Origin of the sequence: Bifidobacterium sp. WCA-178-WT-4B, assembly GCF_009696495.1 — a bacterium.
GTDB lineage: Bacteria > Actinomycetota > Actinomycetes > Actinomycetales > Bifidobacteriaceae > Bifidobacterium > Bifidobacterium infantis.
In genome coordinates this window covers 35,980-57,606 of the sequence record NZ_VULV01000008.1, presented here as the reverse complement: position 1 = coordinate 57,606, position 21,627 = coordinate 35,980, and the positions used below count along the sequence as shown (strand labels likewise).

Annotated in this window: 19 protein-coding genes and 1 riboswitch; of the genes, 6 read left to right on the top strand and 13 right to left on the bottom strand. The window is 60.8% G+C overall.

Annotated elements, in window-relative coordinates:
- Positions 1-245 precede the first annotated feature (245 nt).
- Complete coding sequence (gene ppgK / locus FYJ31_RS06990) at positions 246-1,013, bottom strand: polyphosphate--glucose phosphotransferase (protein ID WP_012577115.1); 768 nt, start codon at positions 1,011-1,013, stop codon at positions 246-248.
- Between the two features lie 98 nt (positions 1,014-1,111).
- Positions 1,112-2,125 (bottom strand): glycosyltransferase family 2 protein, encoded by a 1,014-nt coding sequence (locus FYJ31_RS06985; protein ID WP_033889171.1) that lies wholly within the window; start codon positions 2,123-2,125, stop codon positions 1,112-1,114.
- A 93-nt stretch (positions 2,126-2,218) separates the two neighbouring features.
- A riboswitch (FMN riboswitch) is annotated at positions 2,219-2,370 on the top strand.
- Between the two features lie 6 nt (positions 2,371-2,376).
- Between FYJ31_RS06985 and FYJ31_RS06980 the strand changes: the two genes are divergently transcribed.
- The 3 genes from FYJ31_RS06980 (at position 2,377) to FYJ31_RS06970 (ending at position 5,970) form a co-directional block, all read left to right on the top strand.
- Positions 2,377-3,030 carry an ECF transporter S component gene (locus FYJ31_RS06980; protein ID WP_154536350.1) on the top strand — a complete coding sequence of 218 codons (654 nt, stop codon included), beginning with the start codon at positions 2,377-2,379 and terminating at the stop codon, positions 3,028-3,030.
- Positions 3,031-3,160: 130 nt separating this feature from the next.
- On the top strand, positions 3,161-5,593 hold the full coding sequence (locus tag FYJ31_RS06975) for an energy-coupling factor transporter ATPase (protein ID WP_154536349.1): 2,433 nt from the start codon (positions 3,161-3,163) through the stop codon (positions 5,591-5,593).
- 71 nt (positions 5,594-5,664) lie between these two features.
- Positions 5,665-5,970, top strand: coding sequence for a YhbY family RNA-binding protein (locus FYJ31_RS06970; RefSeq protein ID WP_060620771.1), 306 nt, complete (start codon positions 5,665-5,667; stop codon positions 5,968-5,970).
- 98 nt (positions 5,971-6,068) lie between these two features.
- On the opposite strand, the gene FYJ31_RS06965 is transcribed toward FYJ31_RS06970, so the two are convergent.
- Positions 6,069-6,434 carry a phage holin family protein gene (locus tag FYJ31_RS06965; RefSeq protein ID WP_032745366.1) on the bottom strand — a complete coding sequence of 122 codons (366 nt, stop codon included), beginning with the start codon at positions 6,432-6,434 and terminating at the stop codon, positions 6,069-6,071.
- A 49-nt stretch (positions 6,435-6,483) separates the two neighbouring features.
- Between FYJ31_RS06965 and FYJ31_RS06960 the strand changes: the two genes are divergently transcribed.
- Positions 6,484-7,257 carry a TM2 domain-containing protein gene (locus FYJ31_RS06960; RefSeq protein ID WP_195839473.1) on the top strand — a complete coding sequence of 258 codons (774 nt, stop codon included), beginning with the start codon at positions 6,484-6,486 and terminating at the stop codon, positions 7,255-7,257.
- A gap of 134 nt (positions 7,258-7,391) precedes the next feature.
- Here the strand turns inward: FYJ31_RS06960 and FYJ31_RS06955 are convergent, their stop codons facing one another.
- Positions 7,392-8,378 carry a D-2-hydroxyacid dehydrogenase gene (locus tag FYJ31_RS06955; protein ID WP_195839467.1) on the bottom strand — a complete coding sequence of 329 codons (987 nt, stop codon included), beginning with the start codon at positions 8,376-8,378 and terminating at the stop codon, positions 7,392-7,394.
- A 302-nt stretch (positions 8,379-8,680) separates the two neighbouring features.
- Between FYJ31_RS06955 and FYJ31_RS06950 the strand changes: the two genes are divergently transcribed.
- Positions 8,681-10,138, top strand: a complete 1,458-nt coding sequence (locus tag FYJ31_RS06950) for an MFS transporter (RefSeq protein ID WP_154536348.1) — start codon at positions 8,681-8,683, stop codon at positions 10,136-10,138.
- Between the two features lie 5 nt (positions 10,139-10,143).
- Here FYJ31_RS06950 and FYJ31_RS06945 read toward each other — a convergent pair whose 3' ends face one another.
- From FYJ31_RS06945 to FYJ31_RS06905, 9 genes are all read right to left on the bottom strand, one after another.
- On the bottom strand, positions 10,144-11,541 hold the full coding sequence (locus tag FYJ31_RS06945; RefSeq protein ID WP_154536347.1) for a replication-associated recombination protein A: 1,398 nt from the start codon (positions 11,539-11,541) through the stop codon (positions 10,144-10,146).
- An 82-nt stretch (positions 11,542-11,623) separates the two neighbouring features.
- Complete coding sequence (locus FYJ31_RS06940) at positions 11,624-14,191, bottom strand: DEAD/DEAH box helicase (RefSeq protein WP_154536346.1); 2,568 nt, start codon at positions 14,189-14,191, stop codon at positions 11,624-11,626.
- A gap of 133 nt (positions 14,192-14,324) precedes the next feature.
- Positions 14,325-15,398 carry a PPK2 family polyphosphate kinase gene (locus FYJ31_RS06935; RefSeq protein ID WP_154536345.1) on the bottom strand — a complete coding sequence of 358 codons (1,074 nt, stop codon included), beginning with the start codon at positions 15,396-15,398 and terminating at the stop codon, positions 14,325-14,327.
- A gap of 123 nt (positions 15,399-15,521) precedes the next feature.
- A complete protein-coding gene (locus FYJ31_RS06930; RefSeq protein WP_229773900.1) occupies positions 15,522-15,803 on the bottom strand; it encodes a lamin tail domain-containing protein in 282 nt (93 codons plus the stop codon).
- A gap of 142 nt (positions 15,804-15,945) precedes the next feature.
- Entirely contained in the window at positions 15,946-17,478 is a 1,533-nt protein-coding gene (locus FYJ31_RS06925) for an acid phosphatase (RefSeq protein WP_065472208.1), read from the bottom strand.
- 97 nt (positions 17,479-17,575) lie between these two features.
- A complete protein-coding gene (locus FYJ31_RS06920) occupies positions 17,576-18,676 on the bottom strand; it encodes an amino acid ABC transporter permease (protein ID WP_154536344.1) in 1,101 nt (366 codons plus the stop codon).
- Positions 18,677-18,681: 5 nt separating this feature from the next.
- Complete coding sequence (locus FYJ31_RS06915) at positions 18,682-19,359, bottom strand: amino acid ABC transporter permease (RefSeq protein ID WP_065435557.1); 678 nt, start codon at positions 19,357-19,359, stop codon at positions 18,682-18,684.
- The gene (locus FYJ31_RS06910; RefSeq protein ID WP_012577100.1) at positions 19,356-20,195 is read right to left on the bottom strand and encodes a glutamate ABC transporter substrate-binding protein; all 840 of its coding nucleotides are present in this window, start codon (positions 20,193-20,195) and stop codon (positions 19,356-19,358) included. The genes FYJ31_RS06915 and FYJ31_RS06910 overlap by 4 nt, the downstream gene beginning before the upstream one ends.
- A gap of 19 nt (positions 20,196-20,214) precedes the next feature.
- A complete protein-coding gene (locus FYJ31_RS06905) occupies positions 20,215-21,057 on the bottom strand; it encodes an amino acid ABC transporter ATP-binding protein (protein WP_161786186.1) in 843 nt (280 codons plus the stop codon).
- Positions 21,058-21,260: 203 nt separating this feature from the next.
- Here FYJ31_RS06905 and FYJ31_RS12455 point away from each other — a divergent pair, with 203 nt between their 5' ends.
- The gene (locus FYJ31_RS12455; RefSeq protein WP_195839466.1) at positions 21,261-21,566 is read left to right on the top strand and encodes a hypothetical protein; all 306 of its coding nucleotides are present in this window, start codon (positions 21,261-21,263) and stop codon (positions 21,564-21,566) included.
- The last annotated feature ends 61 nt before the right edge of the window (positions 21,567-21,627 follow it).

Genomic DNA, 21,627 nt, shown 5'->3' with positions numbered 1-21,627 from the left:
GCCTAGCTACATTCATTAGGTCATTTTCGCGCTCATTAGGTCACTGCTAGTCGAGCCTCACAATTGTTGATGCTTGAAACGCCGCCATTCCGAGCCCATTGCAATTCAGGTTTGGAATGGGAGTGACCTAATGAACACATAATCGACCTAATGAACGAATTACTCATTAAAAAAGGCCGCCCGAAATACTTGGACGGCCTTACATATGGTCAATACGGCTCCTGCGCCAGCAGAAATAACTCAGCTCACTGCTGCTTGGTGCTGGCATAGTAGGCGGCACCGACGATGCCGGCCTGGTTACGCAGCTTGGCGGGCACAATCGGGGTCTTGATATCCACGTACGGCAGGAACTTTTCGCTCTGACGGCTCACGCCGCCGCCGACGGTGAACAGGTCCGGGTTGAAGTACTTCTCCATAAGGCCGTAGTACTTGGTCAGACGCTTGGCCCACTTCTTGTAGCCCAGTTCCTCGTTCTCGCGAATCGCGGAGGAGGCGTACTTCTCGGCGTCCAGATGCTTGGCGCTCAGGATGATGTGTCCGAGTTCGGTGTTCGGGATGAGCGCGCCGTTGTAGATCAAAGCGGTGCCGATGCCGGTGCCCAGTGTGGTGGCGATGACCAGACCATCCTGGCCCTTGGCGGCACCGAACTGGACTTCGGCCAGGCCGGCGGCGTCGGCGTCGTTCACCACGACGACCGGGCGGCCGCAGGCTTCGGAGAACACTTCAGTAACGTCCACGCCAATCCAAGACTGGTCGAGGTTGGCCATGAAGTCGAGCTTCTGGCCGGGCTTGATCGGCGCGGGGAAGGCGATGCCAACGGGTGCGGATTCAGGCACTTCGAAGTGGTCGAGCTGCTGCTTGACGATTTTGGCCACGGCCTGAGGAGTGGAGACCTCGGGAGTGAGAATCTTCAATCGCGGCTCGGCGAAATCGCCCTTGGTGAGGTCGACAGGTGCGGCCTTGATGCCGGAACCGCCAATGTCAACACCAAAAGCCTGTGCAGTTTCAATCATCGTTGACCTTCCTTTCCTGATATGTCATCGATCCACGATTTCGCCCAAGTCTAACGCGACCATCACGCGGACGCGCCGGACGGGCCGGGGCATGGCCGTCACTCAAGCGACGGCATGGGCTTCCAGGTGGGGTCGTGCATCAGCTTGCGCGAGTCCCACCAGCCCTTGGCAATCTGCACCAAACCGGTCTTGAGGTGCTCGCGATCCACCATCACCAGGCGAATGACTTCCTTGGCCGCGGTGAGCACGGTACCCAGTCCAAACACCAGCGGGCGGAAGTCACCATAGGTCATGAAGTACCGGGCCATGTATCCGCGGTTGCGCATGATGTGATACCGGTTCATGTCGGATGTGGAGTTGAGCTGGCGCACGCCGGCGATATCCCAATTGCCGATCTCGCGCGTACGGCGCAGGATCACGTCGGGCACCACAATCGGGTTGGTGACCTTGCTGGCGCGGTAGCCATACATCGTGTCATCCCAGTAGATGAAGAAGCGCGGGTCCGGCAGACCGATTTCCGTGACCACACGGCGGTTGAACAGGCCGCCTTCGAAGCACAGCGTGTCCATCACTCGATACCCGGCCGGGCCAAATGCGGCGGGCGCAATCGGGTTCGGAATGCCCAGCGGCACAATGAAGTCGTACTGCCAGTAGAACGGGCCGCCATCGTAATCGAATCGGGATCCCTGAATCACCTCGTGCTTGTCGGTCCACTTGGACAGCTTGGCAATGGCGTCCGGCAGCACGGCCACATCGTCGTCCATCACCCAGAACCATGCGGCACCCAGCTCGTAGGCTTTGGCCACGCCGGCGGAGAAACCGCCCGCACCACCCAGGTTCTCGGTCTGCGGCGCATAGACCACACGTTCTTCGTTGCCGGACTGGTCGGCCACGGTGGTGCCCCATTGGCCGGTCACCTTGCCGGCAAACGCAGCGACCATGTCCGCCGTCTGATCGGACTGCTCGTTGTCCACGATGACAATGCGCCACGGTGCCTGCTCAAGCGCCAGAATCGAATCGAACAGTACCTCGAGCAGCTGCTGACGTTTGTAGGTGGTGACGATCAGGGCAAGCTTGTCGATGGTGTTGTTGGGTTTCTTCACTTCAGCCATGGCTCCCATTGTTGCACTTGACCGGCACAAGACGAATTTTTGCACAGTGAAACGCGGGTTGCGTACGTCCGGCGCATGGCGTATGAATAAGCCTGTCAGTTTCAGGGAAGGTGCAATTCCTTACTGGCGGTAACCTGTACCCCGGGTTTCATAACGGGGATGGCGGGAAGCCCGCGACCCGCGCAAGCGGCTGATCCGGTGAGATTCCGGAGCCAACGGTATAGTCCGGATGAAAGAAACGAGGGCTCATTATGAGCGTATCTTCGCGTATCCGCATGCAAGTTGTTCGTTCTGTGGCGCCCGAGGCCGAGGGTTCGGCCAGCGCGTCCACCGCCAGCACCAACGCCAAACTTGGCTCACACACCACTGGCGTGGCCGATTCCGGCCGCTGGTCCACGCGCCGTATCGCCATGTATGCACTGTTCGTGGCGCTGGCGATGGTCACCAGCTTCATTGAATTCCCGATTACGCCGGTCACTTGGCTGAAGTACGACCCGTCCGGCATCGTCTGCCTGATCGCCGGCTTTGCGTACGGTCCGGCCGCCGCCGCAATCGTGTCTGTGCTCGGCTTTGTGCCGCACATGTTCGCCGACCCGTGGGGTTCGCTGATGGCTGTGCTGGTGGCGCTGTTCCTGTCTGTGCCGGCCGCGTTCATCTACCGTGAGATCCGTACGCGCAAGGGTGCCGCCATCGGCATTCTGGTGGGTGCGGTGCTGGCCATCGTGGTGGCGCTGGTGGGCAACCTCATCGTCACGCCGATTTACGCGCACATGACCTACCAGGCTGTGGCCGCGATGATTCTGCCGATTCTGCTGCCGTTCAACGTGGCTAAGATGGCGATTCACGCCGTGATCACCTTCCTGATCTACAAGCCGGTCTCCAACCTGCTGTCCAAGCAGCAGTGACTGGCCTGAGACGGGCCTATGCCCGCCACGACTAACGACCACTCAACGACCACTCAAAGAACAAGAACGCAGAACTCCGGCCTTTGCCGGGATTCTGCGTTTTCGCCTATCAGTTACGGATTACTGTTTCATGACCGTTGCACCCCGTTCCTTCGACGCCGACGAGTTCCACGATTCTGCCGAACCTCACGCTTCCGCCGAGCCTGCCTCCCCCGCCGCCGTACTCAAGGACATTCGTTTCAGCTATGACCGCGGCACCTCATGGGCTTTGGATGGCGTTTCGCTCACGGTCCATGCAGGCGAGCGCCTATGCTTGGTCGGTCCGAACGGGTCGGGCAAGTCCACGTTGGCCCGTCTGATTGCGGGATTGACCGCGCCGGACGGTGGCGAAGTGACGCTACTGGAACAGCGCGTGTACGCAGCCGGCCCGAATGCCGATGCCTATCGTGCTGCCCGCCGCGGCATCGGTATGGTGTTCCAGAATCCCGAGGATCAGCTGGTCACCACCGTGTTGGAGGATGACGTGGCCTTTGGCCTGGAGAATCTCGGGCTGGAGCGCGGGCTCATCAGCGAGCGTATCGTTGATTCATTGCAGGCCGTGGGGTTGGCGAACTTACGCCAGTCCGACCCGACCCGTATGAGCGGGGGGCAGCAGCAACGCGCCGCCATCGCCGGCATGCTGGCCATGAACCCGGCGATGCTGGTATTGGATGAGCCGACCGCCATGCTGGACGAATCCGCACGCGCCGAAGTTATGCGCATTTTGGATGATTTGCAGGCGCGCGGCACCACAATCGTGCATGTCACGCATCATCCGGATGAGACCGTTCATGCCGATCGCATCGTGCGCATGGAGGCCGGGCGAATCGCTGGTGTCACTGCAGCCGTCGATAATCGACCCCCGCTGGCGGAGGCTGTCTCGCAAAGCGAGACCGAGGGTGGCATCGGCACAGAAGCCGCCCCCTGTCGTCCTACGAACGACAGCCCCCGCCAGCGGGAGCGCGAAGACGGCTCCGAACTGCCGCTGCTCTCCGATGGCATCGGTGATATGACGGACCCCATCATTCGCGTCTCGCATCTGACCTATCGCTATCCTTCGGCCAAACGGGCGGTTATCGATGACCTGTCGTTCACCATCGCGCGCGGTGAAACCGTGGCACTGATGGGCGTGAATGGTTCGGGCAAGTCGACGCTGGTGCGCATGTTGTGCGCGCTGGCCGCGCCGACCGCCGGCAGCATCGAGGTGGCCGGCGTTCCGGTGTCCTCGATTGGCAGGCGCGGTCGCAACGCGCGTCCGAAGTCGGCGAATCGCAAGCAATTAGCGCAATTGCGCCGGCATGTGGGTTACGTGATGCAGCATCCGGAGCACCAGTTGTTCGCGGACACGGTGGCCGAGGACGTGGCGTACGGCCCGCGCAACCAGGGGCTCGCCGAGGCCGAGGTGGCCGACCGTGTGCGCGAATCACTGGACCTGTTGCATATCGGGCATCTTGCCGACCGCTCCCCTTTCGACCTGTCCGGCGGACAGCAGCGATTGGTGGCCATCGCCGGCGTGCTGGCCTGCAATCCTGACGTGCTCATCATGGACGAGCCGACCGCGAGTCTGGACGCCCAAGCCAAGAAGCGTATCCATGAGCTGTTGCGCATGCTCAAATCACGTGGCGTGACCGTGCTCATCATCACCCATGACTGGGAGGAGGCCAAGCAAATCGCCGACCGCGTGGTCCGTATGCCGATTGCCGCCCCCGCATCCGGCGGCCCCGTCACGGCCACCGTCACCGCCACGGCCGTATCCTCCAACGGCCCTGTGCACTCAGTGATACACCGACTTGACCCGCGCGTGAAGATGGTGGGTTTCCTGGCCGCCATGTTCACGATGTTCGCGGTGAACACGCCAACCCAGCTCGCACTGGGCATTGCCATCACCCTGGCCGTTATCGCGGCGGCACGCCTGAACCCGTTACGGGTGCTTGAATCCATTCATCCGATTCTGATCCTGCTGGGGCTGATGGGCGTGGTCAATCTGTTTGTGGTACGCACCGGCACGCCGGTGGTGGTGCTTGGACCGCTAAGCATCACCGATCAGGGCGTGACCATAGCCGTGCTGTACGCCTGCCGTTTCGCATTGGTAATCATTCTGGGCGCGGTGTTCCTCACTACCACCACGCCTACCGCCATGACCGACGCCTTCGACACCTTGATCAGTCCGCTCAACCGACTCGGTATCCATGCCCAAGAAATCGCGCTGGTCATGAGTCTGGCATTGCGATTCATTCCAACGCTGACCGATGAAACCCGCGCCATCGTCGATGCCCAATCCGCGCGTGGCGGTTCCATCGAAACCGGTTCGCTGGCCCAGCGTATCAAGGCGATGAGCGCGATTATCGTGCCGATTTTCGCCGGCACGTTGCGTCACGCGGACAACCTGAGCCTCGCACTTGACGCCCGCTGCTACGAGGAGGGCATCCGCCGCACCCACTGGCGTGCCCTGACCATCGCCGCGCGAGATCTCGTATTCGCCGCTGCCGTCATCGTCTACATCGCGGCCATCATCGCGCTGTAGGGCGGCAAACAGCACAGACAGCACCGGTTGCTATGCTGGTGTGGTTATACGAAAGATGTAAGGAAATTCCCATGGCATTGACCAAGAAGCAAATCAAGCAGCTGCGCGCGATGGCGAACTCGCTGAAGCCCCTGTTCTATGTGGGCAAGAACGATTTGACCGAGTCGGCCGTCAATCAGGCCGATGAGACCATTGAGAAGCACGAGCTCATCAAGTGCGCGGTACAGGACGGTTCGGGCCTGACCGCCAAGGAAGCCGCCGCCGGGCTTGCCGAGCAGCTGAACGCCGAAGTGGTGCAGTCCATCGGCAATCGTTTCGTGCTGTTCCGTCGCTCCCGGCGCGACGATGTGGAGCATATCCGCTTGGTGCGCGAGTAATGTTCGCCCCGCTCGATCCCGTAGCTTGATATGAGTAATGGCGGTTGGAATCAGTCCGATTCCAACCGCCATTACTCATATTCGCCCAGCGAGCACCGTCACTGATCCAAGATGGACCCGACGATTCCCGCAACAATGGTCAGAACCAAGGACCCCAGTACCGACCACCGGAAACCGTGTACGAAGACGCCCACGCCGAACAAACTGACCGCCAGCCAGCTGGCGAGTCGCATGAACAGCCAATTGATAATCAAGGTGACCAGCCCGAGAGACAGAATCGCAAACGGCAGTGCGATCAGATGCACAATCGGCTTGATTGACGCATTAATCAGCGCCATGAACAAAGCGAACGCGGCGATGCCGAGAATCGGAGGCTCCCCCACCGGGGTCATGCCGGGAGTCACCGCGACCATGACGGCGGCGGCGATAGTCATAATCAACCAGCTGGTCAGGAAACTTTTCATGGCCCAATCGTAGCGCGGCAGGTTCTACTATTGTGCAAAACGTGAGATGATGTTGTGCAGAAACGGTAAGAAGGTACTGCCGTTCCCGATTGAGAAGGGACCGATCCACATGACTGATGATCAACAACAACCGTACGGTTCGGACAGTGTTCCACAGCCCGCACAGCCCGCACAGCCGTCGTACTGCCAAGATGCCGCACAGCAGCCGCAGGGCTATGGCGCCCCACAGCCCGCCGCATACGCTCAACCCGCCGCCGGAAGCTACGGCCAGCAGCAGCCGCAATACGGCCAGCCCGCCGGCGCATACGCTCAGCCTCAGTACGGCCAGCCTCAGTACGGCCAGCCTCAGTACGGCCAGCCCCAGTACGGCCAGCCTCAGTACGGCCAGCCTCAGTACGGCCAGCCCCAGTACGGCCAGCCTCAGTACGGCCAGCCTCAGTACGGCCAGCCCGCACAGCCCGTAGCGGGCTACGGCCAGCAGCCCGGCTATGGACAGGCCTACCAGCAGCCGAATGCCTACGCACAGCCGCAATACACCGCCGCTCCGTATGTCGCCGCCCCGGTGTGGCAATCATCCAAGTCCAAGTTGGCTGCCGGCCTGTTGGGCATCTTCCTCGGCGGACTTGGTGTGCACAACTTCTATCTCGGCAACACCGGCAAGGCCGTGGCCCAGCTGTTGCTGACGCTTGTCGGCTGGATTCTGCTCGGACTTGGCCCAATCGCAGCCGCCATCTGGGGCTTTGTTGAAGGCATTATCATTCTGTGCAGCAAGCCCGGCTCGCCGTGGCATAAAGACGCCAACGGCTACGAACTATCGGACTGAGACTGACCTCGGGCCACGTTCATTGGGCCTCTGATCAACCACGCCTCCGCAGGTATTATCTCGATGCCGCAGCCGCCGTGGGATGCGACACGCCGGCCGTGTACATGAGTTCATGTACACCTGATACAGGCGAATCAGTATCGCACGAGATTCAACAGTTCCTGATGTTTGGCATAGCGGGAAACGTTGGTGAGGGCGATGCGGATGATGTGTTCGGAAGTCTTTTCCAAATGATTGCCGCCGGCCACATGCGGGGTGATCAGGCAATGCGGCTCATCCCACAACGGACTTTCCGCCGGCAACGGCTCAGGCTCGGTGACGTCCAACCCGGCACCGTGGAGCCGTCCATTGTGCAAGGCGTCGGCCAAGGCCTCGTGATCGATGGCGTCGCCACGCCCGGCATTGGTCACGATGGCCGTGGATTTCAGACGACCCAGACGATCCGCATTCAGCAGATGATGGGTCTGCGGCGAGCGCGGCACCGCCATCGCCACCACGTCCGCCAATGGCAGCAGTGCTTCCAGCCGCTCGAAGCCATACATCTTTTCAATGCCCTTGGCCGGCACGTCCGCATGACGGCGCACGCCGAAGGTACGCATACCTACGGATTGGGCAAGCTGAGCGAAATGCGACCCGATGTCGCCGACGCCGATAATCAGCGCGATGCCACCTTCCGGGCTCAATACCGGGCCTTCATCCTGCCACTGATGATCGTGCTGATTGGAGGCATACCGGTTGAGGTTCTTCATCAATGCCCACATGGTGGCGAACATGTGTTCCGACACGCTTTGGCCATACGCGCCGCTCGCATTGGTGACCATGGTGCCGCAAGGCAGCACACCCGGGCGGATGTACGCATCCACACCGGCGCTGAAGGTCTGCAACCATTCAAGACGGGTGTATTGGGAAGCCTGCGAGACCGGAAAGTTGCCGATGACTGCGGTAGCTCGGGAGCGAAGCTCCTCGGGAACAGCGGCCGACCAGACCATGTCGCCGCGGTGCGCTTCGTCGCCCACGAATTCCTGCGGCACATCGCGGGCCGCCTTGGCGAAAGCCCGTCGTTCTCCTTCGTTGAGAGGCAGGCAGTTGACAATCAGCTTATGCGTGTTCTCAATACCCATGGTTCACCAAACTAGGCGGCAGGGCGGATATTATCGCGTGTTTCCTCATGCTGAACCAATGCCGAACCCGCCCCGCCGGACCAATGCCGAACCCGCCCCATCAAACCCCACCCAACCAAGGGACAGCCCATTGCGCATCGACCGTAGCGTCCGCCCCGAACCGTACACTCACAGGTGGTTTTGTGATTCCATAGCGTGCAGCCAAGGCAGTACGATTGCCGGTTTATCCGCACGCACAGGTACCTACGCCGGTTGGTAAACCTTACATTCCATACATTGCAACCGAACGTTTAGGAGCATGTATGCCTGAGCAGCATATTGATAACGAGAAGATTCCCACACGTCTTATCGGCGCGATTGTGGCTGTCGGCTCACTTGCCTTCATTGGCATTCTGACCGAAACCGTGATGACCGTGCTTTTCCCCGCCCTGATGCGCGAATTCCATGTCGACACGGCCACTGTGCAATGGATTACCACGATTTATCTGTTGGCGGTGGCCGCCACCATGCCCATCAGCTCGTTTTTGAAGCGCCGATTCGCACTGAAAACCATTTTTCTTGCGGCTGTGATTCTGGCCATCGTTGGCTCGCTGATCATGATCGTCGCCCAAGCCTTCCCGCTGCTGATTGTCGCCCGCATTATTCAGGGCATTGGCTCAGGCGTGGCCACGCCGTTGATGATCAACATCATTCTGGAGCAGTCTCCTCGTTCGAAGATCGGCCGATTGATGGGCGTAGGATCGCTGGTCATTACCGTGGCTCCGGCCATCGGCCCGACCGTCGGCGGCGCGGTGACCACAGTGCTGCCGTGGCGCGCGATCTTCGTCATCGCCATTCCGCTGGTGCTAATCGCAGCATTCATCGGCATGAAGTGCATTGAGCAGAAGACACCGACCGAGGCTGCCTATCTTGACCCGATTCAGCTTTGGTCCATTGTTGTCGCGCTGGTCGGTCTGGTGCTGGCGCTGAACCAAGGTGGCATGGCCATCAGTGCGGCGGTGTCCGGCAAGTCAGCCACACGCTCCGGCATTATCGCCATTGTCAGTCTGATTGTGGGCCTCGCCTTGTTGATCGTGTTCGCCATGAGTTCCAAGCGTGCCTTCTCCCCGCTGCTGCGCCTTGGCATTCTCAAGGATCCCGCCGTACTGTTACACGCCTGCGCATATCTGCTGCTGCCATTGGTCGCCATCGGCTACGGCTATGTCATCACCAATGTGGCACAGCTTTCGCTCGGCACCACGGCATTTGTGGCCGGCTCTCTGGTGCTGCCCGGCGCACTGGTCGGCGCTGTCTGTGCCCCGCTTGGCGGCTGGTTCTACGATAAGTTCGGCGCGGTCAAGCCGATTCTGATTCCGATCGGCATCGCTATTTTGGGCCCAGTGCTTATGCTGGTGTTCTCGATGCAGCTTACGCCCGTGCTGCTCGCCGGATTCTATTTCATTTTCGGTCTGTTCTATTCCATCGGCAATGCGAATGTGATGACCAGTGGCCTGTCGGAGGTCTCTCCCGGGTTCAAGCCGGACGGCAACGCCATTTTCAACACGTGTCTTCAGTTTGGCGGCGCTGCCGGTACCGCACTGTTCTCCACGATTCTTTCCGTGGCTCAGGCCGGCGCAGGAGAAGAAGGCACCGCTGAGTTTGCTCATGCCACTGCCGTCGGCGGCACATGGACGTTTGCCACGATGACGGTTATCTGCCTGATTGGCTGGTGCTGTCTGGCCACCGCGTTCCGCATTCGCGCCTCACGCCGGCGCGCCTAAGACCGTCAGTCCGCGGCCCGCGACGCCTCCCGCCCGGATTCGTCACCGTGCAGTATCGTGCGGATTCGGGCGAGACGCTGGCTGACTTCGTGTTCGTAGCCACGATCGTTGGGATGGTAGTACTCGGTGCCACGCAGCTCTTCGGGCATATATTCCTGCGGCGCCACGGCACCGGGCCAATCGTGCGCATACTTGTAGCCCTCGTGGTTGCCCCACTCTTTCATAAGCTTGGTGGGGGCGTTCCTCAAATACAGCGGAACAGCGCCGATCTTGCCGGCATCCACGTCCGCGAGCGCCTGGTTGATGGCGTTATAGCTGGCGTTTGATTTGGGCGCGGTGGCCACGGCAATCGTGGCTTCGGCCAAAATAATACGTGCCTCAGGCATGCCGACCAGCGCCACGGCCTGCGCCGCGGCCACGGTGACCTGCAAAATCTGCGGGGCGGCCATGCCGACTTCCTCGCTGGCGGCAATCATGATGCGACGGGCGATGAAGCGCGGATCTTCACCCGCTTTCAGCATGCGCGCCAGATAATGGATGGCGGCATCCGGATCGGAGCCCCGCATGGATTTGATGAATGCGGAAATCACGTCGTAATGGTCATCGCCGTCTTTGTCGTAGCGCACGGTGGCGGTGTCCATTACCGTAGCCACGATTTCGGGGGTGATGATGGGTCGGCGTGCGCCCTTTTTGCGGGCTTCGTCGCCGGTGACCGCGCCAGCCGCGGCCTCCAGAATCGTGAGACTCTTGCGTGCGTCGCCACCGGCCATGCGCACGATATCGGCGATGGCTTCGTCCGTGGCTTTGACCTCGCCCTTGAGACCGCGGTCATCAGTCAGCGTGCGCTGCACCAGTTCGGTGAGCTGATCAGGCTCCAATGACTCAAGCTTGACGACCACCGAACGGGAGAGCAACGGTTTGATGATGGAAAAGCTCGGGTTCTCGGTGGTGGCGCCGATAAAGGTCACGTCGCGGTTTTCGACGGCGGGAAGCAGCGCATCCTGCTGGGATTTGGAGAAGCGATGCACCTCGTCGATGAACAGTACGGTTTCCTGGCCGCGTGACACGAGCCGTTCGTGAGCGCGGGTGAGTACGTCGCGCACGTCTTTGACGCCGGATGTCACGGCGGAGAGTTCCTCAAACACGCGGCCGGATTGGCCGGCCACGATGGTGGCGAGCGTGGTTTTGCCGACGCCTGGAGGGCCGAACAGGATTACGGAGCTCGGCGCGGTGAGACTGCCTTTGCTGGCCGGATTGGCGAGGCGGCGCAGCGGCGAGCCCTGGCCCAACACCTGCGTTTGGCCAATCACCTCGTCCAAAGTGCGTGGACGCATGCGCACCGCCAACGGCCGTGTCATCGACTCCGGCGCATCAGCCGCCCCAAACAAATCGTTCTCACTCATAACGTCCTATAGTACCCCAGTGTTCGAACAGACGTTCGAGCTACACCTTGGCTTCCCTCAGAGAGGGGAGCCAAGAAAGGAATCAGTTACTCACCTTGTAGTCATGGAAGACTACTTCGCCGGTGTCTTGGGTGGCGTCGAGGTCCACGATGCCTTCGATGGCCCAGTCGTGATCGCCATCGGAATCATCGATAATCTGACGCACCTTCCATGTATGCTCGTCGTTCTCATGCTTGTCATCCAACATGAACAGTTCGGGCGAGCGCGCTTCGGCGCCGATGCCCACGTACTCGTGCTCGTCGTAGTAGTCGTCGAGCACATCTTCCCATTCGTGCACGCCGTAGCCCCAGTCTTTGTCGAGCGCGCCGAGCTTGTCCGGCTGGTCGAGGTCCATAAGCTGCACACGGCGGAACATGGCGTTTCTGATCAGCACGATAAGGCCTCGTCGGTCCTCGACCACCGCGTTCTTCTTGCCCGGCGCCGCCAAGGAGGCCGCCGCCTCGGACTGGTCGGCGGAATCGCCGGCGTTCTCCCATTCATCCACCAGCGAGGAGTCGATGGAGCGCACGAGCACGCGCAGCCAGGAGATGATGTCTTCGAGTTGCTCGTCACGTTTTTCGGGCGGCACGGTACGCGCCAGCGTGCGGTAGGCGTCCGAGAGGTAGCGCAACAGGGTACCTTCGGAGCGGGCGATGTTGTATCGGGTGATGTATCCGGTGAAGTCGGAGGCGGTTTCCACCATGTCGCGCACCACGGATTTCGGCGACAGCCAGTAGTCGTTGGCCCACGGCACATCGTGGCGGTACTGGTCGAACGCGGCTTCGAGCATGTCTTCCAGTGGCTTCGGATACGTAATCTCCTGCAGCTTATCCATACGCTCGTCATAGTCGAGTCCGTCGGCCTTCATATCGGCCATCGCCTTGTCTCGGGCCTGACGCTCCTGGGCACGCAGCACCTGCTTGGGGTCTTCGAGCGTGGCCTCGGCCATGGAGATCACGTCCAGCGCATAGGTGTCGGACTCGGGGTCCAGCAGTTCGAGCGCGGCCAGCAGGAACGGGGAGAGCGGCTGGTCGAGGGCGAAGTCGTCCGGCATATCAAGGGTCATGTAGTAGTCCTTGCCGCCGTCCTTGCGGTCCTCGGTTTCGATGACTTCGGTATCGAACAGGGTTTGGAAGATCTCGTCGGCCCGCTGGTGCAGATGCTCCTTTTGGTCGGGGGTCTGCGCGGAATCGTCGATGAGATCGTCGATACGGGCACGGGCGTCGCCGCCCTGCGCCACTTCGTTGAGCACCATCGAATGCGTGATTTTCAGGTGCGGGACCAGGGTCTCCGGTTCGGCGTCGATGAGCTTGTCAAACGTGCTCTGGTTCCAGGTCACAAAACCTTCCGGAGCCTTCTTGCGCTTGACCTTCTTGAGCTTCTTCGGGTCTCCCCCGGCCTTGGCGATGGCCTTCTGGTTTTCGATTTCGTATTCGGGAGCCTCGGCGATCACCAGTCCCTCGGTATCGAATCCCATACGACCGGCTCGTCCGGCGATCTGGTGGAATTCACGGGCGCGCAGGCGGCGCATCTTGGTGCCGTCGAACTTGGTCAGGGCCGTGAGCACCACGGAGTGAATCGGCACATTGATGCCGACGCCCAATGTATCGGTGCCGCAGATCACGGGCAGCAGACCCTGCTGGGCGAGCTGTTCGACCAGGCGGCGGTAGCGAGGCAGCATTCCGGCATGATGGATGCCGACACCGGTGCGCAGCAGTCGCTGCAGAATCTTGCCGAAGGCTGTGGTGAATTTGACGCCTTTGATGGCTTCTGCGATGGCTTGGCGCTGTTCCTTGCTGGACACGCCAGTGGAGGCGAGCGCCTGCGCGGTCTCCAGCGCGGCGTCCTGTGAGAAATGGACCACATAAATCGGGGTTTCGCCGTTGCGGAAGGCGAGTTCCACGGTTTTTTCCATCGGATCGAGCGTGTATTCGTAGCTTAACGGCACCGGTCGCGGCGCGTCGGCGATTACATCCACGTCCGAGGTGTCGTTCAGATCCGAGAGATTGTCGGCAATGGCGTCCACATTGCCGAGCGTGGCGCTCATCAGCAGGAACTGGGTCTGCGGCAGCGTGAGCAGTGGCACCTGCCACGCCCAACCGCGCTCCGGATCACCGTAATAATGGAATTCGTCCATCGCCACGAGGCCCACGTCGGCATGGGTGCCTTCGCGCAAAGCCTGATTGGCGAGGATTTCGGCGGTGCAGCAGATGATCGGCGCGTCCGCGTTGATGTGGCTGTCGCCGGTGATCATGCCGACGTTGTCGCGGCCGAACACTTCGACCAAGTCGAAGAATTTCTCCGACACCAGCGCCTTGATCGGAGCGGTGTAATAGGAGCGGCGGCCAGTGCACAGGGCGGCGAAGTGCATGCCAAGCGCCACCAGCGATTTGCCCGAACCGGTCGGGGTGTTCAAAATCACATGGTCGCCGGCCAAGAGGTCCATAATGGCCTCTTCCTGATGCGGCCATGGTTCGATGCCTTTGACGTCTTCCACCCAGCCGAAGAATCGTTCGTAGATGTCATCGGCCGTAAGATTCCGTTCGCGCTCGTTACCGTCCCATTCGGGGGCCATCCGCCCCAGGGATCCGTATTCCTTCTCGTCAGTCATAATGCTCAGTCTACCTAGTGGCCTATTCCGGCGGCACGAGCCACCCTCCGTCGCTATGCGGCGCCTCCCGCCAGCGGGCGGAGCCATGCGAAGAGCCGTGCCATGCGCTTGGCTCCGTCAGTGGGAGGATCGCTCACGCCAACCGGCGGCGCACCTCGTCGGGGTCCACCTCGGGTTCGAGGGGCGGCCAGGTCATGTTCATGTTCTTCAAGGTGGTGCGCAGCAGTTCGGAGACCACTGCTCGCGAATACCAGCGGTTATCGGCCGGTACGAGGTACCAAGGTGCGGCGGCCGTGCTGGTTTTCTCGAACACCTCCTGCCATGCGGCCATATACTCATCCCAGCGGTCGCGGGCCTCGAGATCGGAGATGTCGAATTTCCAGAACTTGGTGGGATCGTCCAGTCTCCCGAGGAAGTGTTTTTTCTGTTCTTCCTGGCTTACCACGAGGAAGATCTTGAGGATGGCGCATCCGCTGGCGGCCAGTTCACGTTCGAAATCGTTGATCTGGTCGTAGCGGGCACGCCATACGTCTTCGGGATAGGTGCCATAGACGTGCGGCATGACCACATCTTCATAATGGGAGCGGTCGAATACGGCAATCCACCCCGGCTTGGGCAATTCAAGCTTTACGCGCCAGAGGAAGTCGTGGTCGAGCTCCTCGGCAGCAGGCTTGCCGAAGCCATGGTAATGGATGCCCATCGGGTCACCTTGGCTGAACACGTGACGCACGATGCCGCCCTTGCCGGAGGCATCCATGCCTTGCAGCACGATGAGCAGCCGCCGTGTCGAGCCTTTGACGCCATTCGCGTACATGAGCCGCTGGTATCGGGCGATTTCGGAGGCGCTGATCGAAATGAACTTCTCGGCGTCCTCTTTATTGCCGTCGAATCCGGGAGTGGAATCGCCTTCGACATCAGTGACCTGCATGCCGTGGTGGAACATAAGACGTTGAGCGGGCGGCAACGACCATACGGCGCTGAGCAGTTCACTGGATTTCGCCGCACGCGCCAGTCGTTCAGGCACGCTGGCACTGGAGTCGATGGTGTCTATGCGATCCACCGCGAGCTGTAATACCTTGTCGATCCGTCGATCGGTTTTGGATTCCTTTCCCTTGCCGTTCTTGTTGTTTTTTCCTGAGGATTTTCCGGCTGTACCCCACTTGCCGGCCTCTTCAGGCTTGTTGGTTCTGTCGTCGTCCTTGGCCATGCTCCCGATTGTACGTCTTGTAACTCAGGAGACCTAGCAACGTAGCGACATTCACATTTCACTTGTTACTGCAAATCTATAGGCATGCAGTCGTTCAGACCGTAATTGTTGGCTTTGCACCAATTACCTGGCACCGTCGGCAATGTCGAAGTAGGTGCAGTTCTTGAGCTCGACCCAATCGCAACGCTTGCTATCCGGGTCTCCGGCGTTTTTCGTATTGCCGGCATAGACCTCGTTGATGATTACGGATGATTTGGCAGCCGTGTTCTGTTCGGCAGTGGCCTGCTGCTCGTCCGCAGTCGCAGCGGGCACGCCGATCAGGGCGATGCTGCTCAGTGTCACCGCAGCGGTGAGCAGCGCGATGGCGCGCCGTGACATCGCGGTGAAATTGTTGGTGTGGAACATTACTCCCGTTCCTTCCTCGGGTTGTGCCACCGCCGCATGATGCTTTTCGGCGGATGACACCCCCCGAGGGTATGGGAGGGAGATGAAGCCGACACCGTATGAAGGCAAACTCGGTAAATCTCCAAACTGAACTTTGGCTGAATTACCGCTGAAGCTGGTTCTTGGATTTGCGTCGAACCGTCCGTATTCCGCCGACAATCGCGATTACAGCGGTACCGATGGCTACGCTGATCAACGCCGGTCGTTGCGCGGCATGGAGGGTGGCGAGATCCGGCCCGGCCGCAATGGCGCTGTTTTCACCCGCCGAGCTATCAGACGCCGGATGATTACCCGCGTCGGCGTACTGGGCATTGACCACACTCGGGCCGGTAAGCGCCACCTGGTCGGCGGTCTCGACCTTGGCCACATCGCCGTGCTTATCCAAGGTGACGCGGGCGCACAGGGCTTTGGCCCAGTTGATACGCTGCCAGCCGTCGCTCGATTGCCATAGGGGGTATCCGGAATCCAAGGCAGTGGCTTTCAAAATCGCGTTGCGCTGATCGGCGTGCAGTTCGGGATAGGCCAGTCGCAGCACGTCCGCCGCCCCGCGCGGGGCCACGAGATCAGCGCCGGACTGGGCGGTGTCTTGCGGGAAGGTGTAGGTCAGGCGTGCGGTGTAGACGCGCACGGCCGAGGCTTGGTCCACGACCGGCTCGGTGGCCACTGGGTCCAGAAAATCGTTGGTGTAGCCGCCCGAACCGGAGGCCTTGGTGTTGGCGATGCAGGCGGCGAGCGTAGTGCCGTGGCCGTCCGCGGCGCAGCGGGACACCAGATAGTCGCGCAGCTGCCGGGACGCGGGCACGATGGACGAAGCGAATTCGTTATGCCAGTACTGCCCGTTCTGGGCGGATGCGCCAATGCGCCCACCCATGATGTCAAGCGGATAATGCACGCCGAGCACGATGCGGTTGTTGCCGGCCTCCGAAGTGCGGGCCATGATTTGCGGCGCAAGTTCGGGAATCATTCCGGCCAGCGCGATACCCCACGAATAGGCGCCGGTAGTGTGGCCGGAGGGGTAGGAACTGTTTTTCTGCAAGTTCGAGTAGCCGGGCATGTGTTCGAGCCATGAGGGCGATTGTTTGATATCGAGCGTGGCGGGCAGTCCGGCGAGATCGTTAGTGCCGCCGTAGCTGCTTTCCGCACGGTTCAGATAAGGGCGCGGATGCATGGCCGCACGTTTTGAGGCGTAGGTGGAGGCCACGTTAAAGGAGAAGATATCGGCGACGGCGTTGAGTTTCCCGGATTTGAGCCCTTCGCTCATATATTTGCCAAGCACCGGACCGAGCGCGTCCGGCATGGTTTCCTCGGCTTGCAGATCGGAGTCGACGAGTGCACGCTTGCGTTGGGCGTTCAGGCCATCCTTATCGAGATTTTCGGCGGCTTTGTGGTTAATGGCCACGGCCAAATCTTCGTCGAGTTTCATGGTATCGGCGTGGAGCACCTTGCCACCGTGTTCGGCATCGGTGGGGGCCTGCCAATAGTTCTTTTCGTAGTCGGAGAGCAATGCCACCCAATCCGGGTTGGGCAGCTGGTCGGCCTGTGCGATTGCGGGCGTCGCGGCTAGCGTGGCCGCCAACGCCAGCGGCGCAATGGTCGCAATAGCAAAAACGGAGGATAGGTGCCGGAACATCTTCATATGTTCCAACCTATCCTCCGTGAAAGCTACGTAGCCGGAGCCCAGTCAAACACTCAGTAAATTCTTCGTGCCGGCTTAGCGGCGATTGAGCTGACCGTCAGGCCTCTGGCTTGTCCTCAGGCTTTTGAGACTCCTGGAATTCGCCGGTTTCCGGGTCAACCTGTGACTCGGGCTGGGTGGCGTCATATCCCTGTTCGTAGCGGGTGCGCTGCCAGTTGCGAATCGAGGCGTTGGTGCCGCGGTGATGCACATGGTATTTGCGCGGCGCACCACCAAACGGCAGCTCTTCGACTTCCTTGGCCACAGCGATCTGGTTGACATTGGACGGGTCGCCGGCGGCGATCGGCGCCAGCGGCTCGGGCTCGGCGGGTGCGGCCGTACGCTGCTGCATGCGCGAGGGCAGCCATTCGGCGAGCCTCGACAGCAGCCAGCAGGCGACGAAGTAGATCACCGCAGCCATGACCAGCGTCTGCAGGATGTTGAAGTACATCGAGCCGAGTCGGCGCGATTCCTGCAGCAGATCGGTGTACATGATGATCGAGCCCAGAGCGGTGTCCTTCAACACCACGACCAGCTGGGTGACGGCGGCCGGCAGCATGGCGTAGACGGCCTGCGGCACCTCGATCTCCATGAGCGACTGTGTTTCGGTCAGGCCCAAAGCGAGCGAGGCCTCGCGCTGGCCGCCCGGCAGATTGCCGACGCCGGAGCGCACCAGTTCGGCGACCACCGAACCGTTGTACAGCACCAAGGCCAGCACCACGGCCCAATAGGACGGGCTGGGCAGGCCCGCGAACGCGAACCATCGCCAGAAGAAGATCATGAGCAGCAGCACCGGCACCGCACGGCAGAACTCGACGATCACGGCGGAAACGCCACGTACCAGCGGGTTCGGCAGCAGTCGGCCCACGCCGAACACCAGGCCGAACACCACAGCACCCACCACGGCCAGGACGGTGGCCTTGATGGTCATCCACAGTCCGGGCAGGTAGAAGTCGGTCCACGCCTCTCGTTCGACGGCGGGCTTCCACAGCTCCCAGCTGAGCTGGTTCTCGCCGTCCGGCGGGTTGTGCAGGCGCATGAGGATAAACACGAGCACCACCGCGAACAGAATGCCCGCGATCCAGTTGACGATGCGAATGGTGCGCCGGCCCTTGGGACCTGGCGCGTCGAACAGCACGGAATTCGAAGTATCGGCCATATCCGTCACCTCCTTACGGCGAGTTTGTTGGACAGGTACGTGGTGAGCATGCCGATGGGGATGATCAGGATCACGTAGCCGAGCGCGAAGATCAGGAAGATTTGGATGATCACGTCGGGACGGAATTCGATCATCTCGCTCATCAGCGAGGATGTTTCGGTGGCCACGGATGCGGCGGCGGCCACGGTGGAGTTCTTGAGCAGGGCGATCAGCGTGTTGCCGAGCGGTGCCACGGAGCCTCGGAAGGCCTGCGGCAGAATGATCTCGGTGGCGGACTGCATGAAGCCCAAGCCCAGCGCTCGTGCGGCCTCGGCCTGGCCAATCGGCACGGTGTTGATGCCCGAACGCAGAGATTCGCACACGAACGCCGCCGTGTACAGGCTCAGGCCGGTGACCGCGAGCCAGAAGAAGTTCGTGGCGAAGGTGTCGGAGAAGCTGAGCTTCAGCTGCGCGTAGGCACCCAGCACCATGAACACCATGATGATGGTCAGCGGCAGGTTCTTGAACAGTTCCACATACGCACCGGCGACGGCGCGCAACGAGGAGATCGGCGAGATGCGCATGACCACGAGAACCACGCCGATGACCGTGGAGAACAAGGCCGACCACAAGGTCAGCTCGAGGTTGACCAGAAAGGCGCCGAACACGTCATAGTGGCCGAGAAGTTCCATGAATCCGTTCATCGGTCCTCTCCTTCGTTCGGGGTTGGCGGGTTGTAGCGTACGTCGGGCGTGTAGTCGACGCCCTTGGTGTTATCGCTGATGGCGTTCTCCCACGAGCCGTCCTGAATCATGTCCACGATGGCGTTGTTGATTTTGGTGGCCAGCTGCGTGTCGCCCTTCTTGATGCCCACGCCGTAATGTTCCTGCGTGAACGGTTTGCCGACCACCTTGAGCTTGCCGCGCGAGGCAGAGGCCAGGCCGGCCAGGATGATGTCGTCGGTGGTTACCGCGTCCACGATGCCGGAGAACAGGGCGGTGGCGCATTCGGCGTAACCGGGCTGTTCCATAAGCTGGACTTCGGAGGCGAACTTCTCCTTGACGGTGGCGGCGGAGGTCGAACCGGTGACGGAGCATAGGCGCTTACCGTTCAGGTCTTCGGGGCCGTTGATGGAGTTGTCGTCCTTGCGCACGAGCAGATCCTGTCCGGCCACGAAGTACGGGCCGGCGAAGGAGACTGCCTTCTTGCGCTCGTCGGTGATGGAGTAGGTGGCGAGGATCATGTCCACGTCGCCGTTCTGAATCATGGCCTCACGCTGCTTGGAGGGGGCTTCCTTCCAGATGATCTGGTCTTCGGAATAGCCGAGTTTCTTGGCGATGTACTTGGCCACGTCCACGTCGAAGCCCACGTAGGTGCCGGACTTCTTGAAGCCCAGGCCGGGCTGGTCGAATTTGATGCCGATGCGGATCTTGCCGGTTTCGTCCGCGCCGCAGGCGGCCAGCGACATTGTGCAGGCCACGGCGGCGAGCGCGGCGATCACGCGGCAAGCCTTCCGTTTGAACGTATTGGTGAATGTCATTGGATTGCGTACCCGTCTTTCAGTGGGTGAGGATCTTCGAGAGGAAGTCCTTGGCACGGTCGGTCTGCGGATGCTCGAAGAACTCGTCGGGCGTGTTCTCTTCGAGAATCTGGCCGTCCGCCATGAAGACGATGCGGTCGGCGGCCTTGCGCGCGAAGCCCATCTCGTGGGTCACGCAGATCATCGTCATGCCTTCATGCGCGAGTTCGACCATCACGTCGAGCACTTCGTTGACCATTTCCGGGTCGAGTGCGGAGGTGGGCTCGTCGAACAGCATGACCTTGGGGCGCATGGCGAGCGCGCGGGCGATGGCCACACGCTGCTGCTGGCCGCCGGAGAGTTGGGAGGGCATCTTGCTGGCCTGGGAGTCGACGCCCACGCGGGCGAGCAGGTCCATGGCCAGTTGCTCGGCTTCCTTCTTGTCCATGTGACGCACCTTGATGAGGGCCAGCGTCACGTTTTCAAGAATGGTTTTGTTGGCAAACAGGTTGAACGACTGGAACACCATGCCAACTTCGGCCCTGAGGTTCGCGAGCTCCTTGCCTTCCTGTGGCAGGGGCTTGCCGTCGATGCGGATGTCGCCGGAATCGATGGTCTCGAGGCGATTAATGGTGCGGCACATCGTGGACTTGCCTGAGCCGGACGGGCCCACGACCACCAGCACCTCACCCTTGGTGACAGTCAGGTTGATGTCCTTGAGGACGTGCAAAGCACCGAAGTGCTTTTCGACGTGGGTTAGTTCGACTAGCGGACGGTTCAGGTCCTCTTTGTCGGGAACCAGCGGGGTCAATTTGGCCTTGCTTGGTGATGTTGTGCTTGTCGTGCGCGAACGCACTGCTGTTTCATTGTTCGTTTCAGACATGAGTGGGAGGATAGCACACCGACGTTTCCAATGTGTACACAGTATGTCCACACAGTTGCTCAGTCGATGTCTCATTTCCGCATCAGACATCGTGATGGCGGCATAAGCGACTTCGGCATGTCTCCCGTTTCCGGAAACATCGCGGGAGGCCGACCGACTTTTGCCCCAGGATGAGTTGGGGCCAGCAGTGGGACGATGGTGGCATGCGTCTCACTGGGGAAAACGGCATTGGGCATCGGCATACATTCGCGCTGAGTCGCGCATCGCGCGGCGTCTGCTGTGCGCTGATTGCCTGCTGCGTGGTGGCCGAGACGTTGCTGCGATGGCAGAGCTGGCATGTGTTGTCCTATCTGCTGATTCCATGTTTGGCCTTGGTGTCGTTGGTGTTGTTGCCATTCATGCCGCAGTCGGGCGCATGGCTGGCGGTCACTTTGTATTGCGTGGAGCTGGTCTCGCCGTTTCCCATGTCGTATTCGTATAAATGCGCCAGGCATTTTGAGCGTGGCTAGCTGTTAGCACGCGATGAAGGTGTTATACGGTGGATGACACTCCCGAAGCGCGGTGGATAAC